This window comes from Variovorax glucosi, from assembly GCF_051216695.1.
Lineage (GTDB): Bacteria > Pseudomonadota > Gammaproteobacteria > Burkholderiales > Burkholderiaceae_C > Variovorax.
Genome location: NZ_JBPJZE010000002.1, coordinates 737,196 through 753,326, shown reverse-complemented (window position 1 = coordinate 753,326; position 16,131 = coordinate 737,196). Strand labels below are relative to the sequence as shown.

At 64.4% G+C, this 16,131-nt stretch carries 16 protein-coding genes; 8 read left to right on the top strand and 8 right to left on the bottom strand.

Annotation, left to right across the window (positions count from 1 at the left end):
* A complete protein-coding gene (locus tag ACSFA3_RS11810) occupies positions 1 to 975 on the bottom strand; it encodes a Bug family tripartite tricarboxylate transporter substrate binding protein (RefSeq protein WP_435505629.1) in 975 nt (324 codons plus the stop codon).
* A 114-nt stretch (positions 976 to 1,089) separates the two neighbouring features.
* Here ACSFA3_RS11810 and ACSFA3_RS11805 point away from each other — a divergent pair, with 114 nt between their 5' ends.
* Positions 1,090 to 2,064, top strand: coding sequence for a LysR family transcriptional regulator (locus ACSFA3_RS11805; RefSeq protein WP_435505628.1), 975 nt, complete (start codon positions 1,090 to 1,092; stop codon positions 2,062 to 2,064).
* Here the strand turns inward: ACSFA3_RS11805 and ACSFA3_RS11800 are convergent.
* From ACSFA3_RS11800 to ACSFA3_RS11770, 7 genes are all read right to left on the bottom strand, one after another.
* Positions 2,027 to 3,538, bottom strand: coding sequence for a tripartite tricarboxylate transporter permease (locus ACSFA3_RS11800; RefSeq protein WP_435505627.1), 1,512 nt, complete (start codon positions 3,536 to 3,538; stop codon positions 2,027 to 2,029). The genes ACSFA3_RS11805 and ACSFA3_RS11800 overlap by 38 nt on opposite strands.
* A 13-nt stretch (positions 3,539 to 3,551) precedes the next feature.
* Positions 3,552 to 4,040 (bottom strand): tripartite tricarboxylate transporter TctB family protein, encoded by a 489-nt coding sequence (locus ACSFA3_RS11795; RefSeq protein ID WP_435505626.1) that lies wholly within the window; start codon positions 4,038 to 4,040, stop codon positions 3,552 to 3,554.
* Between the two features lie 136 nt (positions 4,041 to 4,176).
* Entirely contained in the window at positions 4,177 to 5,967 is a 1,791-nt protein-coding gene (tfpB, locus tag ACSFA3_RS11790) for a type IV pilus assembly ATPase TfpB (RefSeq protein ID WP_435505625.1), read from the bottom strand.
* 33 nt (positions 5,968 to 6,000) lie between these two features.
* A complete protein-coding gene (locus ACSFA3_RS11785; RefSeq protein ID WP_435505624.1) occupies positions 6,001 to 6,756 on the bottom strand; it encodes a class I SAM-dependent methyltransferase in 756 nt (251 codons plus the stop codon).
* A complete protein-coding gene (locus tag ACSFA3_RS11780; protein WP_435505623.1) occupies positions 6,756 to 7,328 on the bottom strand; it encodes a DNA-deoxyinosine glycosylase in 573 nt (190 codons plus the stop codon). Before ACSFA3_RS11780 ends, ACSFA3_RS11785 begins: the two co-directional genes overlap by 1 nt.
* A 76-nt stretch (positions 7,329 to 7,404) precedes the next feature.
* On the bottom strand, positions 7,405 to 7,767 hold the full coding sequence (locus tag ACSFA3_RS11775) for a hypothetical protein (protein ID WP_435505622.1): 363 nt from the start codon (positions 7,765 to 7,767) through the stop codon (positions 7,405 to 7,407).
* Between the two features lie 85 nt (positions 7,768 to 7,852).
* A complete protein-coding gene (locus ACSFA3_RS11770) occupies positions 7,853 to 8,707 on the bottom strand; it encodes a TatD family hydrolase (protein WP_435506213.1) in 855 nt (284 codons plus the stop codon).
* 76 nt (positions 8,708 to 8,783) lie between these two features.
* Between ACSFA3_RS11770 and ACSFA3_RS11765 the strand changes: the two genes are divergently transcribed.
* The 7 genes from ACSFA3_RS11765 to ACSFA3_RS11735 all read left to right on the top strand — a co-directional run bounded on the left by ACSFA3_RS11765 (position 8,784) and on the right by ACSFA3_RS11735 (position 16,077).
* Positions 8,784 to 9,779: a S1C family serine protease gene (locus tag ACSFA3_RS11765; RefSeq protein ID WP_435505621.1), complete on the top strand. Its 996-nt coding sequence runs from the start codon at positions 8,784 to 8,786 to the stop codon at positions 9,777 to 9,779.
* 26 nt (positions 9,780 to 9,805) lie between these two features.
* Entirely contained in the window at positions 9,806 to 10,834 is a 1,029-nt protein-coding gene (locus ACSFA3_RS11760; protein WP_435505620.1) for an AAA family ATPase, read from the top strand.
* Positions 10,815 to 11,828: a DUF58 domain-containing protein gene (locus ACSFA3_RS11755; protein WP_435505619.1), complete on the top strand. Its 1,014-nt coding sequence runs from the start codon at positions 10,815 to 10,817 to the stop codon at positions 11,826 to 11,828. The genes ACSFA3_RS11760 and ACSFA3_RS11755 overlap by 20 nt, the downstream gene beginning before the upstream one ends.
* Positions 11,825 to 12,865 (top strand): VWA domain-containing protein, encoded by a 1,041-nt coding sequence (locus tag ACSFA3_RS11750; RefSeq protein WP_435505618.1) that lies wholly within the window; start codon positions 11,825 to 11,827, stop codon positions 12,863 to 12,865. The genes ACSFA3_RS11755 and ACSFA3_RS11750 overlap by 4 nt, the downstream gene beginning before the upstream one ends.
* A gap of 23 nt (positions 12,866 to 12,888) precedes the next feature.
* Positions 12,889 to 13,647 (top strand): SDR family NAD(P)-dependent oxidoreductase, encoded by a 759-nt coding sequence (locus ACSFA3_RS11745; RefSeq protein ID WP_435505617.1) that lies wholly within the window; start codon positions 12,889 to 12,891, stop codon positions 13,645 to 13,647.
* 92 nt (positions 13,648 to 13,739) lie between these two features.
* Entirely contained in the window at positions 13,740 to 14,078 is a 339-nt protein-coding gene (locus ACSFA3_RS11740; protein WP_435505616.1) for a hypothetical protein, read from the top strand.
* Positions 14,079 to 14,367: 289 nt separating this feature from the next.
* The gene (locus ACSFA3_RS11735) at positions 14,368 to 16,077 is read left to right on the top strand and encodes a ShlB/FhaC/HecB family hemolysin secretion/activation protein (protein WP_435505615.1); all 1,710 of its coding nucleotides are present in this window, start codon (positions 14,368 to 14,370) and stop codon (positions 16,075 to 16,077) included.
* Positions 16,078 to 16,131 lie beyond the last annotated feature (54 nt).

The following is a 16,131-nucleotide window of genomic DNA, read 5'->3' as shown; positions in this document are numbered from 1 at the left end:
TCAGTCGTTGGTGATGTGCCGCTCGGTGACGATCTTCTTCCACTTGGCTGCGTCGGCCGCAACCATCGTCGCAAGCTGCTGCGGCGTGCTGACGACCGGCTCGATGCCCAGCCGCGCCAGCTTGTCCTTCGTTTCCGGATCGGCCAGCGCCTGGTTCGCAGCGGCGTTGATGCGCGTCACCATGTCGCCCGGCAAACCCTTCGGACCGTAGAGCCCGAACCAGGTGTTCGACTCGAAACCCGGCAGCACTTCGGCGATCGGCTGCAGGTTGGGCGCGAGCGGACTGCGCTTGAGCGTGGTCACGCCCAGCGCGCGGAGCTTGCCGTCGCGCACGTGCGGCATGCCGGTCGGCATCGAATCGAACATCACGTCGATGCCGCCGGTAATCAGGTCCGGGATCGCCAGCGCCGTGCCCTTGTACGGGATGTGCGTCACGAAGATGCCGGCCTGCGACTTGAACAGCTCCGCGGTCAGCTGCACGATGGTGCCGTTGCCGCTCGACGCGTAGTTGAGCTTGCCGGGATTCTTCTTCGCGTACTCGATGAACTCGGCGACCGTTTTCGCCGGCGAGCTGGTCGGTACCAGCATCACGCTCGGCGCATCGCCGACATAGGCGATAGGCGTGAAATCGCGCACCGTGTCGTAGGGCAGTTTGCGGGTGATGGCCGGTCCGATGGAATGGGTGCTGGTGGTGGCGAGCAGTAGCGTGTAGCCGTCCGCAGGCGCCTTGGCCGCCAGGTCGGAACCGATGGCACCGCCGGCGCCGGGCTTGTTGTCGATGACGACCGAAGCGCCGAGCTTCTCGCCCATCTTCTGCGACAGCGTGCGCGCGAACAGATCGGTCGCGCCGCCAGCCGGAAACGGCACCAGCAGGCGGATCGGCTTGTTCGGGTAGGGCTGCGTGAAGCCCGAGGGCGCAATGGCGGCAAGACAGAGCGCGACGGCGATGCCCTGAAGGAACTGGTGACGTTTCATGGTGGTGCAGCCTTGGGCTTCATGAATTGAGGAATGGACGGCGATGAGCGAATGCTAAGCAAGGTCCGTGCATGAAGACAGATAATTTCGGTTATTCAACTATTAGCTTTGCTCATGTCGAAAACGACTTCGGAGGCGGTTTCGCTTCAGCAATTCCGGGCACTCGCGGCCATCGCGGAATCCGGCAGCTTCACGCTCGCGGCAGAGATGCTGCAGCTCACGCAACCGGCGATCAGCCACCTGATCCGCCGCATGGAAGAGGAAATCGGCCAGCCGCTGGTGGTGCGCGGCCGGCGAATCAGGCTCACCGACGCCGGACAGGCGATGGCCGACACGGCAGTGCGCGCGCTGCGGCTGATCGACGAATCGATCGCTGCCTGCCGTTCGCAGTCGCAGTTGCGCGAAGGTCACGTCGGGCTCGCGGTCGGCCATCTGACGGCCGGCTCGCTGCTGCCGCCGGTGCTCGGGCGGTTTGCGGCTGCGCATCCGCAACTCGTGACGACGCTTCTGGACAGCACGGCCGACCAGATGATGTCGCGCATTCTTTCGCGCGAAGCCGACCTCGGCATCGGCTCGGACATCGGCCAGAAGCATTCGGAACTGGCGACCGAGCAGCTTTTCGCCGCGCGAATGGCGCTGGTCGTGCGCGACGACCATCCGCTGGCGCAACGCACAGTCATCGAGGGGCGTGAACTGGAAGGCCAGCGCTTCATCCATGTCAATCCGGATGCCAACGTGTGGCGGGCGATCAGCCGGCAACTGGCGAGTGTGGCGAACGTCTATCCGCAGGTTGCGCACCATGTGTCGATGCTGTCGACAGCCTTCGGACTGGTGCAGGCCGGCGCGGGTGTCGCGCTGTTGCCGCATTACGTGGGGGTCCTGATGCCCGGGAATCTGCGCGCGGTCACGGTGACGAAGCCCGACCTGGAGTTCCCGGTGGTGGCCATCCGCCTGGCCAAGCATCCGTTGAGTCCTGCCGCCCTGGCCTTCCTGGCCATGGTGCGGCAGCACATGAAGCCGCCGGACGTTGCATCCGGCGGCGAACTCGTCGTCAATCCTCTACGAAAGCCTCTTCGCGCTTCTTCTTGATCGAAGGCAGCAGCACGATCACCAGCAGCAGTGCCGCGCAGGCCAGCAGGCCAGCCGACAGCGGACGCGTGACGAACACGCTCCAGTCGCCGCGCGACAGCAGCAGCGCACGTCGCAGGTTCTCTTCCATCATCGGGCCGAGGATGAAGCCCAGCAGCAGCGGTGCGGGTTCGCAGCCGAGCTTGAAGAAGGTGTAGCCCACGAAGCCGAAGATCGCGACCATCCACACGTCGAAGGTGTTGTTGTTGGTCGAGTACACGCCAACCGCGCAGAACAGCACGATGGCCGGGAACAGATACTTGTACGGCACCGACAGCAGCTTGATCCACATGCCGATCAGCGGCAGGTTCAGGATGATCAGCATCGCGTTGCCGATCCACATCGAGGCGATCAGGCCCCAGAACAGCTCGGGGTTGCTGGTCATGACCTGCGGGCCCGGCTGGATGTTGTGGATCGTCATTGCGCCGACCATCAGCGCCATCACCGCGTTCGGCGGAATGCCCAGCGTCAGCAGCGGAATGAACGATGTCTGCGCGCCGGCGTTGTTCGCCGATTCAGGTGCCGCGACGCCGCGGATGTTGCCCTTGCCAAACGGCACTTCGCCCGGATGCAGCTTGGTCTTCTTCTCGATCGTGTAGGCCGCGAAAGCCGCCAGCAGCGCGCCGCCGCCCGGCAGGATGCCCAGCGAAGCGCCAAGTGCCGTGCCGCGCAGAACGGCCGGAATCATTCGCTTGAAGTCTTCCTTGGTCGGGAACAGCCCCGAAACCTTGGCAGTGAACACTTCGCGATCTTCTTCGGGACGCGACAGGTTGGCGATGATTTCACCGTAACCGAACACACCCATGGCGATGGCTACGAAGCCGATGCCGTCGGTCAGCTCAGGAATATCGAAGCTGAAACGCGCCACGCCGGAGTTCACGTCGGTGCCGACCAGACCAAGCAGCAGGCCCAGCACGATCATCGCGATAGCCTTGAGCAGCGAGCCCGAAGCCAGCACCACGGCGCCGATCAGGCCCAGGATCATCAGCGAGAAGTATTCGGCAGGGCCGAACTTGAAGGCCAGTTCGGTCAGCGGCGGCGCGAACGCAGCCAGGATCAGCGTGCCGACGCAACCCGCGAAGAACGAGCCGAGGCCGGCGGCGGCGAGTGCCGGTCCGGCCCTGCCCTTGCGCGCCATCTGGTAGCCGTCGATCACAGTCACCACCGAGGACGATTCGCCAGGGAGATTGACAAGAATGGCGGTGGTGGAGCCGCCGTACTGCGCGCCGTAGTAGATGCCGGCCAGCATGATCAGCGCCGACACGGGCGGCAGCGCGTACGTGGCGGGGAGCAGCATCGCGATCGTCGCGACCGGGCCGATGCCCGGCAGCACGCCGATCAGCGTGCCCAGAATGCAACCGACCAGGCAGTAAAGCAGGTTGGTGAATGTGAACGCTACGCCGAAGCCCAGCGACAGGTTGTTGATCAGATCCATGGTCGTGTCCCTATCAGCCGGTGATGAAGGTCGGCCAGACCTGGATCTGGAGCTTCAGCGCCCAGATGAAGGCGATGTAGCTGCCGATGGCCAGCACGGTCGCCAGCACCAGCACCTTCTTGAAATTGAACTCGCTGCCGGCGAGGCTGCCGATGATCACCAGCGCATAGATCGCGATGATCAACCCCATCGCCGGGACGCCGATGCTGGGCAGGCCGCCGAGCAACACGCCGAACGCCAGGTTGGCGCCGAGGATGAACACCACCTGCTTCCAGGCCCACTTTCCGATGATCTCGCCGTCTTCGGTTTCCACCGTGAGGCCGCTGAACATGATGCCGATGCCGATCAGCGACATCACCACGCCCAGCAGGAGCGGAAAGTAGCCGGGGCCCATGCGGGCACCGTTGCCGACGTTGTAGGTCGACGCACCCCAGGCGAATGCCACACCAACCACGGTGAACATCACGCCCGAGAAAAAGTCCTTCTGACTCTTGATTTTCACGAACAGTCTCCTCGAAAGATTCGATGCGAGATTGTCTGGTCAGCCAATCGTCAGGCTGATGTGGATTCCACCTAGCGAAGCGCTAGGGATAACCCCAAAGCATTACCGGCGACGATTGCGGTAACTGCGACGGCGCTCACTCCAGCGGCGGCGTGGCGCTCAGCACTTCCTCGATCGTCGTCACGCCTTCCGCCACCCGCAGCGCGCCAGCGAGCCGCAGCGGACGCATGCCATCGGTCACTGCCTGACGCCGCAGCGCGCCCAGGTTCGGCTCCTTGTTGACCTGCGTCTTGAAGTCCTCGCTGATGCTCAGCAGCTCGTAAAGCCCCATCCGCCCGAGGTAGCCGGTCATGCGGCAATCGACGCAGCCGACCGCCTTGTACGCCTTGACCGAACCGGTGATCTGCCACGGCTTGACGAATTCCGCCAGCTTCTCCCGCGTGACCGATTCGTCGGGCTGCTTGCAATGCGGGCACAGCGTGCGCACCAGCCGCTGCGCCAGCACGCCGAGCATCACCGCGTTGATGAGGTACGACGGCACGCCCAATTCCATCAGCCGCGTGATGGCGCTGGGTGCGTCGTTGGTGTGCAGCGTGCTGAAGACCAGATGGCCGGTCAGCGCCGACTGCACCGCCATCTCGGCCGTCGGCAGGTCGCGGATTTCGCCGACCATGATGATGTCCGGGTCCTGCCGCATCAGCGCGCGCAGGCCTTCGGTAAAGCCGAAATCGAGTTGCGGCTGCACCTGCGTCTGGTTGAAAGACGGCTCGATCATCTCGATCGGGTCCTCGATGGTGCTGACGTTGACCTGCTCCGTCGCCACGCGCTTGAGCGTCGAATACAGCGTCGTCGTCTTGCCGGAGCCGGTCGGCCCGGTGACCAGGATGATCCCGTGCGGCCGCGTGACCAGCTGCTCCCAGCGCTTGGCGTCGTGCTGGGCAAACCCGAGCGCATCCAGGTCCTTGACGGCGGTGTCGGGGTCGAAGATCCGCATCACCATCTTTTCGCCGAAGGCCGTCGGCAGCGTCGACAGCCGCATCTCGACCTCGTCGCCGCGCATGTTGCGGGTCTTGATGCGACCGTCGAGCGGCCGACGCTTCTCGACCACGTCCATCCGGCCGAGCAGCTTGATGCGCGCGACCATCGCATTCATCACGCCCATCGGCATCTGGTAGGCCGGATGCAGCACGCCGTCGATGCGGAAGCGGATCACGCCTTGTTCCCGCCGCGGCTCGAGGTGGATGTCGCTCGCGCGCTGGTCGAAGGCGTACTGCCAGAGCCAGTCGACCACCTGCACCACGCTCTGGTCGTTGGCATCGAGCGTGCGGTTGCTCTTGCCCAACTCGACCAGCTGCTCGAAGCTCGCGCCGCCCGCGTTGCCGCCGGCTTTCTGCGCCGCGCGAACCGACTTCGCAAGGGCGAAGAATTCGGCCGTGTAGCGCTGGATGTCTGCCGGGTTCGCGACGACTCGACGCACCTTGCGACGCGCCTGCCGCTCGACTTCCGCGATCCAGTCGGTGAGGAACGGCTCTGCCGTGGCGACAACCACTTCGGCCGGCGTCACCTGCACCGGCAGCACCTTGTGGCGCTCGGCGTAGGCGGCGCTCATGGTGTCGGCGACCTTGCCCACGTCGACCTTGAGCGGATCGATTCGCAGGTAGGCGAGCCCCGCGCGGCCGGCCAGCCATTCGGTCAGCATTTCGAGATCGAGCGGCTTGCCGTCGCGCTCTCGCGTCATCGCGACGTTGGCGAGCCGAACCAGCGGCGCCTGCCGACTTTCGGCCTGCGCGCAGCGCGCGATGGTGCGCTGCGCCTCGTGCGGCGAAATCACGGCATCGGCGGCCAGCCACTCGATCAGCTGGCGCAGTTCGAGCGGGCCTTCGTGACGCGGACGCGCCGACGCTGCAGGAGGAGAAACGGCGCTCATGGATGTTTTTCCTTGTCGGGCGATCGATGCGGATCAGGCAATATGAGGCTTGAACACCCGCAACCACTTCGGTGCCGGCAGGCCCCAGCGCGTCTGCACGGTCTGGGCTCGCTCGGCGAGCACATCGCGTTTCGGCCGCAGCGGCGTGCACTGGGCCATCACCACGGTGTTGCCTTCGCGCGTCGGCTTGAAAGCCCAGACGGCGTCTTCACCGAAGGCCGCGACGATCTTCTCGAGGCTCTGCGCGTAACTCGAGGAGCGCCCGAACAGATTGACCGTCATTGCGCCGTCCTCGGTCAGCAGCGCACGGCAGTCGGCGTAGAAACCTTCGCTGTCGAGCACAGGCGCCGCGGCTTCGTGATCGTACAGATCGACCTGCAGCGCATCGACGGTGCCCTGCCATTTCGGCTTGCGGATCTCGGTGCCGGCATCGGCCAGCACGACTTCCAGTTTGGCATCGTCCGCCGGCAGCTTGAACCAGCCGCGACATGCCGCCAGCACCTGCGGATTCAGCTCGATCGCGGTCGTGCGCATGCGCAGCTGCTTGCGGCTGAACTTGGTGAGCGTCGCCGCGCCGAGGCCGAGCTGCATCGAATGCCGGCTCATGACGCTCGACGGCTCGACGAACAGCAGCCAGGCCATCATCCGCTGCACGTATTCGAGTTCGATCTCATACGGCGCATCCATCTTCATCGAACCCTGGATCCATTCGGTTCCCAGATGCAGATAGCGGATGTCGCCCCAGTCGGAAAAGTTGACTTCCGGAAGCACCGGTTTCTTGCTGGCCATCAGGCGATTCCGTGCCGGACGAAGACGTCGCGCCAGGCTTCCAGCTTGCGGTCGAAACTCCAGGAGGCGTTGGCCGGACTGGTCGACGGCAGCTTGTAGACGGAGATCGGCAATGACGGTTCTGGACGCGCGGCCGCGAACGCGTCGACGACGCGCCGCGAATGCCGGAAACTTTCGGCGCCGTTGTGCGCGATGGCGCCCAGTCGCGGCAGGTCGAGCCCCGCGAAATCGTTGACCGCGGCGTCGCGGATCGCGCTGTCGAGACTTCCTTCGCGCTCGCAGGCGGCGTAGACGTCCCAGACGCCCAGGCCGCGTTCCAGCAGCCAGTCGGCGCGCATGGCGAACGGTTCTGTGGCCGGCGCGAGGGGGTGGGAGGGCCAGATGGCTTGCAAGATCTTCCAGAAATGGTTTTGTGGATGGGCATAGTACTGCCCGAGTGCGAGCGACTTCACGCCGGGAAAGCTGCCGAGGATCAACACCGTCGTCTGCAGCGAGACGATCGGCGCCATTCCGGTGAGGCGAAGGGATGCTTCCGACACCGGCATCGACGCAATGCTTGTTTCGACTTTCATATCGTCCGGAGTCTACAAACGACAAAAAACCCGCCGCGGCGGGTTCTTCGTCGAAGCTGCTGTCTGCCAGCGGGCCTTACGGCTTCTTCAGAGCTGCGTTTTCAGCGGTGCCGGGGATCTTCTCGCCGATCTTGTGGCCGGCGGTGCGCATGCCGTCGGCTGCCTTGTGGCCGACGTTGGCAACGGCGTTGCCGGTCTTCTTGGCGACGCGCTTCGTGGCATGGCCGGCCTTCTTGGCGCCGTGCTTGGTCGCGTTGTAGGCCTTCTTCGTGCCTGCCTTGGCCTTCTCGGTCATGGTGGGCTGCGGTGTCACGGCGGGTGCGGGTGCAGCCATCGGGGCGGCAGGCGGCGGCGGGGTCTGGGCCGATGCCGAGAAGCCGATCGAGGCGATGCCGAGGGCAAGGATGGCTGGGACGGTACGGATGAAAGACGAGGTCATTGAAATTTCTCCATGAAGTGTTGTAGTCACGGACTTGCCGCACTGAGCAGACAACGGGCGAACTGCGCGGGCGGATGACAGCCGTTTACTCAGTTGAAACCCTCGGCGCAAAAAAAAGCGGACCCAGCTTCGGCAGGGCCTCGATCGCGTTGCGGGTCGTCGCCTTCGCAAGCGCTTCGACATCGATGCCGCGCAATTCCGCAAGCACCTGTCCGATGCGCGGAAGCTCGCCGGGTTCGTTGCGCGCCTGCGGAATGCCGGCGTCGCGCTGCGCCTTGGTCTGGTAGAGCCAGTGCGGCTGGATGTCGGGCGAATCGGTCTCCATGACGATGGCGTCCAGCGGCAACGAGACAGCCAGACGGCGAACCTGCAGGGCGCGATCGAATGTCAGCGTGCCGCCGAAACCCAGCTTGAGCCCGAGGCCGATGCAGGCGTTCGCCTGCTGCTCGCTGCCGTTGAACGCATGTGCGATGCCGCGCCATGGCCGGCCGGCCCCGACCTGCCGCAGCTGCCCGAGGACCTTGTCGACCGAGCGCCGCACGTGGATCACGACCGGCAGATCGTGCTTGCGCGCAAGCTGCAGCTGGGCGCGGAAGAAACGTTCCTGTCTCGCGTTGTCCAGACCGGGGACGAAGTAGTCGAGCCCGATCTCGCCGACAGCCACCAGCCGCGGATCGTTTTTCCGCAGCGTGAGTTCGGCATCGAGCGTTTCCAGGTCGTCGTCTTGCGCGTCGCCGGTGCAGAGCGGATGGATGCCCAACGCATACGCATCCCCCTGCGCGTGCGCCAGCTCGCGGACGGTGGCGAAGTTGAATGCGGCGACGGCCGGAATCACGCAGAGCGACACGCCTTCTCTTGCGGCGCGGGCTCGAACGGTCGTGGTTTCCGTGCCGAATTCGGGGGCATCCAGGTGACAGTGTGTATCGACGAAACCGGTCATCTCCGGATGATGCCCGAACGTCTGCACGGCCGAGAAAACCGTGCTACCGTGAAAATAACTTTTGCTGGAGGTGTCGATGCGCAGGCCTGGTTTCTACAGCCGTTCGCCGGACGCATCGCGCGTACCGGCAGAGCCCTTGTCTCCGCCAGCCGGAGAAGATGCCGAAGCAGGCACCGCTCGGGTGCAGTCGCCAGAAGTCACGACAGCCACGAAGGCACCTTGGCAGCCCGGAAGGAAATCCTTCGGTGCGTTGATCCTGGCGATGGTCGCGATGGTCGGCGGCGCTGTCGTCTGGATGCCGAAGCCCGGCCACGCACTGACCCAGAAAGACATCGATGCCGCGGTCATGCGGACACTGGCGACGGCCACCCTTCCCTCCCCTGCGGCCCGTGCGGCGGACATCGTCCGGCCAGCCGTCGTCCGGGTGGTGGCCTACGGCCCGGAAAGGGCCAGTCCCGAGGCGAAGACCGAGAAACGCGGCCGCAATCTCGCGCGCGGCAAGCCGCCGGAAGCGGAAGAGCCGGCCGGCCCGACCGAACGCGGTGTCGGCACCGGCGTGGTGATCGTCGACAAGGGCGTGATCCTGACCAACCTCCACGTCGTCGCGGGTGCCGAAACGATCAAGGTTACCTTCTACGACGGACTCGAAGCTGTGGCGACCATCACCGGCATGCAGCCCGAAAACGATCTCGCCGTGCTGCAGGCGCAGAAGATTCCCGATGACCTGATCGCCGCGACGATGCGCTCCACGGCCGATCTCCAGTCCGGCGATTCCGTGGCTGCGGTCGGCTTTCCGTTCGGCATCGGGCCTTCGGTGTCGTCGGGTGTGGTGTCGGGCCTGAAACGCTCCTTTCGCTCGCCCGAGGGCAAACAGGAACTCGGCAACCTCATCCAGTTCGATGCGGCGGCCAATCCGGGCAATTCGGGCGGGCCGCTGGTGAATATGGACGGCGAGGTGCTGGGCATCGTTACCGCCATCCTCAATCCGACGCAACAGCGGACCTTCATTGGCATCGCTTTTGCAGTACCCATCGAGAACGCGGCCTCGGCCGTGGGTTCGCCGCCGTTCTAACGCCTCTTGCTTTTGGGATTCGACGCATGACCACAGAAAGCCACTTCCAGAATTTCCAGGAATCTCAGGCGCCCGCCACGGCCGAGTTGATGGAGCAGATCCTCTACGAGGTCAAGCGCGTCGTCGTCGGGCAGGACCGTTTTCTGGAGCGCGTGATGGTGGCGATGCTGGCGGGCGGCCATCTGCTGGTCGAAGGCGTGCCGGGTCTGGCGAAGACGCTGACCATCAAGACGCTGTCGGAGACTTTGCGCGGCCAATTCAAGCGCATCCAGTTCACGCCCGATCTGGTGCCTGCCGATCTGGTCGGCACGCGCATCTACAACCAGAAGACCGGCGAATTCGGCACCTCTTTGGGGCCGGTTTTCGCTAATCTGCTGCTGGCCGACGAAATCAACCGGGCGCCGGCCAAGGTGCAGAGCGCGCTGCTCGAAGTCATGCAGGAGCGCCAGGTGACGATCGCTGGCGAGACGCACAAGGTGCCGCGCCCCTTTCTGGTGATGGCGACGCAGAACCCGATCGAAACCGAGGGCACCTATCCGCTGCCCGAGGCGCAGGTCGACCGCTTCATGATGAAGGTGCTGGTCGACTACCCGACCGACGAAGAGGAATTCGTGATCGTGCAGCGCGTGATCGGCACGCCGGTGCAGGTCAACGCGGTTGCAACGACGGAGCAGCTGGCGCAGTTGCAGTCCGAAGCACGACGCGTATACGTCGATCCATCGCTGATCCAGTATGCGGTGAAGCTGGTGTCGGCCACCCGCATGCCCGAAAAGCATGGCCTGAAGGACATGCGACGGTTCATCACCTTCGGCGCCAGTCCGCGCGCGACCATCAATTTGACCGAAGGCGCGCGTGCGCTGGCGTTGCTGCGTGGCCGCAGCTATGCGCTGCCCGAAGACATGACCGCGCTGGTTCCCGACGTGCTGCGACACCGGATCACGCTGTCGTACGAAGGCCTGTCAGAAGGCCTGACCGTCGACGGCCTGATCGACAAGATCATGCGCGCCGTTCCCGCCCCTCCAAAGCCACTCGAACATGAAAAGCTGGTGGCGTAGGACGCCTAAAACGCCAGCTGCCAACGACGACCGCGCGGTCGTCGAGGCGGGTGGCGCGGCCGAGCGCTTGCTCAACCGGCTTGAGTGGACGGTGATACGCCGGCTCGACGGATTGCTGCAGGGCGACTACCGCACGCTGATGCGCGGCGGCGGGCTGGATCTGGCCGATCTGCGCGAATATCAGCATCACGACGACGTCCGCCATATCGACTGGAACGTCACCGCACGGCTGCAGACACCGTATGTGCGCGTGTTCACCGAAGACCGCGAGATGGCCGCCTGGTTCGTGCTCGATCTGAGCCGCTCGGTGGATTTCGGCTCCGGGCTCAAGGCGAAGCGCGAGATATCGATCGGTTTCGTGGGCGTGCTGGCGCGGCTGCTGACGCGACACGGCAATCGCGTCGGCGCGCTGGTCTATGGCAACAACCTGGAAGCCATCATCCCGCCGCGCAGCGGACGCCGCCACGTTCTGCATCTGCTGCATTCGATGGCGCGGCGCGCGAACGAAGCCGCGCCGACGCAAAAGGGCATGACGCGACTCGACGATCTGCTGAAATCTGCTGCCGGCCTGATGCCGCGACGCTCGACCGTTTTCGTGGTGTCCGATTTCCTCAGCGAGCCCGGCTGGGAAAAACCCCTGGCTCAGCTGACCCAGCGCCATGAAGTCATCGCGGTGCGACTGTTCGATCCGCTGGAACTTCAGCTGCCCGATCTCGGTCTCGTTCCGTTGCGCGACGCCGAAACCGGCGAGCAGCTCTGGGTCGACACGCACGATGCAGGCTTTCGCAAGCGCTTCGCGAAGATCGCCTCGGAGCGCGAAGCGACATTGCGCACTTCGCTGGCTAGGGCTGGTGTCGACACGCTCGAACTCTCGACCCAGGACGACCTGGTCGCCGCCATCCTCCGATTCACGGATCTTCGAAAGCGCCGCGTTCGAGGTGTCGGTGGTGGTGGCGGTGGTGGCGGCAACAATGCAAAGGTGGCTACGGCATGAACTTCCTCTGGCCCCAGTTTCTGTGGCTGCTGGCGGCGCTGCCGCTGCTGGTGCTCTTATATATGTGGCTGATGCGCCGCAAGAAGAAGCTGGCGCTGCGTTATGCCAGCCTTTCGATCGTGCGGGAGGCGATGGGCGCACGACAAAGCGTCCGGCGGCATATTCCGCCGTTCCTGTTTCTGCTGGCCATCGCAGCGATGCTGGTCGCCTCCTCGCGCCCGATGGCCGTCGTCACGCTGCCGTCGAACCAGCAGACCATCATCCTGGCGATGGACGTCTCGGGCAGCATGCGCGCCACCGACGTGCTGCCGAACCGGCTCGTCGCAGCGCAGGAAGCCGCGAAAGCGTTCATCAAGGACCTGCCGCGCACGGTGAAGGTCGGCATCGTCGCCTTTGCCGGCAGCGCGCAGGTCGCGCAACTGCCGACGGTAAACCATGACGACCTCGTGACGGCCATCGACGGCTTCCAGCTGCAGCGCGCTACGGCGACCGGCAATGCCATCGTCGTGTCGCTGGCCACGCTGTTCCCCAACGCCGGCATCGACATAGCCAACTTCGGCCCGCAGAGCCGGCAGCGCGGCGTGGCGATCGAGCAGGCCGGCAAGGCGCCACCGGAAAAGTTCACCCCGGTGGCACCCGGCTCCTACACGTCGGCGGCGATCATCATGCTGACCGACGGGCAGCGAACCACAGGCGTCGATCCGCTCGATGCGGCCAAGGTGGCGGCGGAGCGCGGCGTGCGTGTCTACACGGTGGGTGTCGGCACGGTGGACGGCGAAACCATCGGTTTCGAAGGCTGGTCGATGCGCGTGCGGCTCGATGAGGAGACGCTGAAGGCTGTCGCCACCCAGACGCAAGGTGAATACTTCTACGCCGGCACGGCGGCCGACCTGAAGAAGGTCTACGACACGCTGAGCTCGCGCCTTACTGTCGAGAAGAGAGAAACCGAGGTTTCCGCACTGTTCGCGCTCGGCGCGGCGCTGCTCGCATTGCTTTCCGCCGGTCTGTCGCTGTTCTGGTTCAATCGAATTCTTTAAGAATTAAAGAATTGGAGACAGGCATGTTCGATTTGAACGGAAAGGTCGCGCTCGTCACGGGAGGCAACGGCGGTATCGGTCTCGGAATGGCGCTCGGGTTGGCAAAGGCTGGAGCGCGTGTCGTGGTGGCTGCGCGCAACGCCGAGAAATCGGCAGCTGCGGTGGAGGCATTGCGCGCTGCCGGCAGCGACAGTTTCGCGCTCGCCGCCGATGTCACCGACGAAGCATCGGTGACCGCATTGTTCGACGCCGTGGCCGAGCGCTGCGGCCGGCTCGACATCCTGATCAACAACGCGGGCACCACGGTGCGAAAGCCGGTCGACCAGCTTTCGCTCACCGAATGGAATTCGGTGATGGACACCAACCTCACCAGCGCATTCCTCTGCTGCCGTGCGGCCTACCCGCTGATGCAACGTGCGGGCGGCGGCAAGATCGTCAACATCGGGTCGATGGCGTCGATCTTCGGCATGCCTTATGCACCGGCCTACAGTGCGAGCAAGGGCGGGATCGTCCAGCTGACGAAGGCGATGGCAGCCTCGTGGGCGAAAGACGGCATACAGGTCAACGCGGTGCTGCCGGGCTGGATCCAGACCGACCTCACGGACGGCGCGCGCGCGCAAGTGCCGGGACTGAACGAGCGAGTGATCGCCCGGACAGCCTCCGGCCGCTGGGGTCAGCCGCAGGACCTGGCCGGCATCGCGGTGTTCCTGTCGAGCGCGGGATCGGACTTCATTACCGGTACGGCGATCCCGGTGGACGGCGGCTATTCGATCGCTGCCTGAAACTCACACCTCCACGCGAATCCGGCCCACAGTGCACGGACGCTGTCACGCTTAAGTTCCAACTCCTCTGAAACTGATCGAAGGAGATCGCAATGGAACCGATGAAGCCGATGGCACCGATGGCACCGATGGCACCGATGGCACCGATGAAACCGATGGAGCCCATGAAACCAATGGCACCGCAAGCCTCCGACTGGTGGCCGCAGGGCCTGAGCAACCCGAGCAGCAGCGGTTCGCAGAACGACCTGCGCTATGCCTTCTTCCCCGACCAGCAGCGCCTGGCCATCGAGCAGAACGGCAAGGTCACCCAGTACGACACCGGCAATCATCAGATTTCTGGCGTGAGCCAGCAGCAGTCCGGCAGCGGCGGTACGCCGAGCTTCACGAGCCAGAACGGTACGGTCGATCTGGCGTCGTTGAAGCAGGTCTGAAGAAACCCAACTTTCCAATTCCTCCGAGGCTTCGGTCTTGGAATCCGCTCGCTATCTAAATAATCGTTCAGATTAGCCGCTCTCGTCCTCCGAAACAATCGGTAACACGGCAGCGGCAGCTCATTCACCCGAAAGATCGGTCGCTCTGTGCGATGGACCACGGCCTAACCGCCATCTCCATCGCAAGTTGATCTTCCCTTTAGTACCACTCGAAGGAGATCGCACAGAACAACGATTTTGAGGGGCGGCATTCTTGAGTATCCGGACTGCGGCGTGCAAACGCTGCCACGTGCGTTCGCGCGCGTTATCAGTCGTGGTGTCGGTTGCGCTGTCGGGACTACTTCCGCTGCACGCGCAAACCTCGTCGGCACCGAATCCCTTTATTGAAGAACAGCGCCAGCAGCAACGCGAGCGGGCGCTGCGCACACAGCAGGAACGCAGCGTCGATGTGCGCCTACCGACGGCGACAGGCACGTCCGAGACACGACTGCCGCCGCCCGAAACACCCTGCTTCGCGATCTCGCATCTCGCTCTGGACGGCGAACTATCGCAAGATTTCGCGTGGAGTCTTGAAGCAGCTTCAGGCACAGGCGGCGACGACACGCCGATCGGTCGCTGCCTCGGAGCAAGCGGCCTCGATGTCGTTGTCGCGCGGATTCAAAAAACCGTCATCGATCGTGGCTACATCACCACTCGCGTATTGGCCAGCCATCAGGACCTGAGCGCCGGAACGCTCACCCTCACGCTGATTCCGGGGCGGATTGCCGCCATCCGCTTCGCAGACGGTGCCGCGCCGCCGACGCACCTTCTCAACGCCATCCCCACGACATCCGGCGATCTGCTTGATCTTCGCGATATCGAACAAGGGCTGGAGAACCTCAAGCGGCTTCCGACATCCGACGTCGACATCAAGATCGAGCCTTCGACTGCAGCCGGTGCGCGCCCCGGGGACAGCAATCTCGTCGTCAAGTACAGCCGGAAATTTCCGCTGCGCGCGAGCGTCAGCCTCGACGATAGCGGTACCGAAGCCACCGGCAAGACCCAGACCGGCATGACCTTGGCCTGGGACGGCCCGCTCGGGCTGAACGACCTGGCTTACGTCAGCCTGAATCGCGATGCCTTCAACCACGGCGGGCAAGGCACCGGCGGGCAAACCGTCCACTATTCCGTTCTGTACGGCTATTGGCTCTTCGGCGTCACGGCCAGCCGGAGCAGATACCACCAGTCCGTCGCGGGTCTGGTCGATACCTACGTCTACGCGGGTGCAACCCGCAACGCGGAAGTCCGGCTTTCCCGACTCATCCATCGGGACCGGAGTCGCAAGACGACGGTGGCGATCCGGGGTTTTCGGACGGCATCGCGCCACTTCATCGACGATTCCGAGAACGACAACCAGCGTCGCGTTGTCAGCGGACTGGAAGCCAGTCTCAACCATCGCGAATTCATCGGCGATTCGACGCTGGACGGCACGCCCGCCTACCGGCGCGGCACCGGCGCTTTCGGCTCGCTGCCTGCCTACGAGGACATCTACGGCGAAGGCACTTCGCGGATGAAGCTCTACACGACCGATGTGAGCCTCAACGTCCCTTTCGCACTCGCCCGTCAGAAGCTGCGCTACACGGCGCTCTGGCGCGCGCAATGGAACCGCACACCGCTCACGCCGCAAGACCGCTTCGCCATCGGCGGCCGCTACACCGTGCGCGGCTTCGATGGCGAAACCAGCCTGGCGGGAAATCGCGGCTGGCTGCTGCGCAACGACTTCGGCGTCGCGCTCGGGCAGAGCGGCGCCGAGTTCTATGCGGGGATCGATTACGGCGAGGTCGGCGGGCCATCGGCGAAGTTCCTTCTGGGCCGTCACCTTGCAGGCGGTGTCATCGGTTTGCGTGGCGCCTTCATCGGGCTGAACTACGACCTCTTTGTCGGTACACCGATCGCCAAACCCGAGGGATACCGCACCGCAAAGGTCACAGGCGGCATCAGCCTCAACTACGCCTTCTGAAGCAACCGAGGCACAGCAACCAAGTCGGCTTCATCACGCCGCATCTCCCGTTTT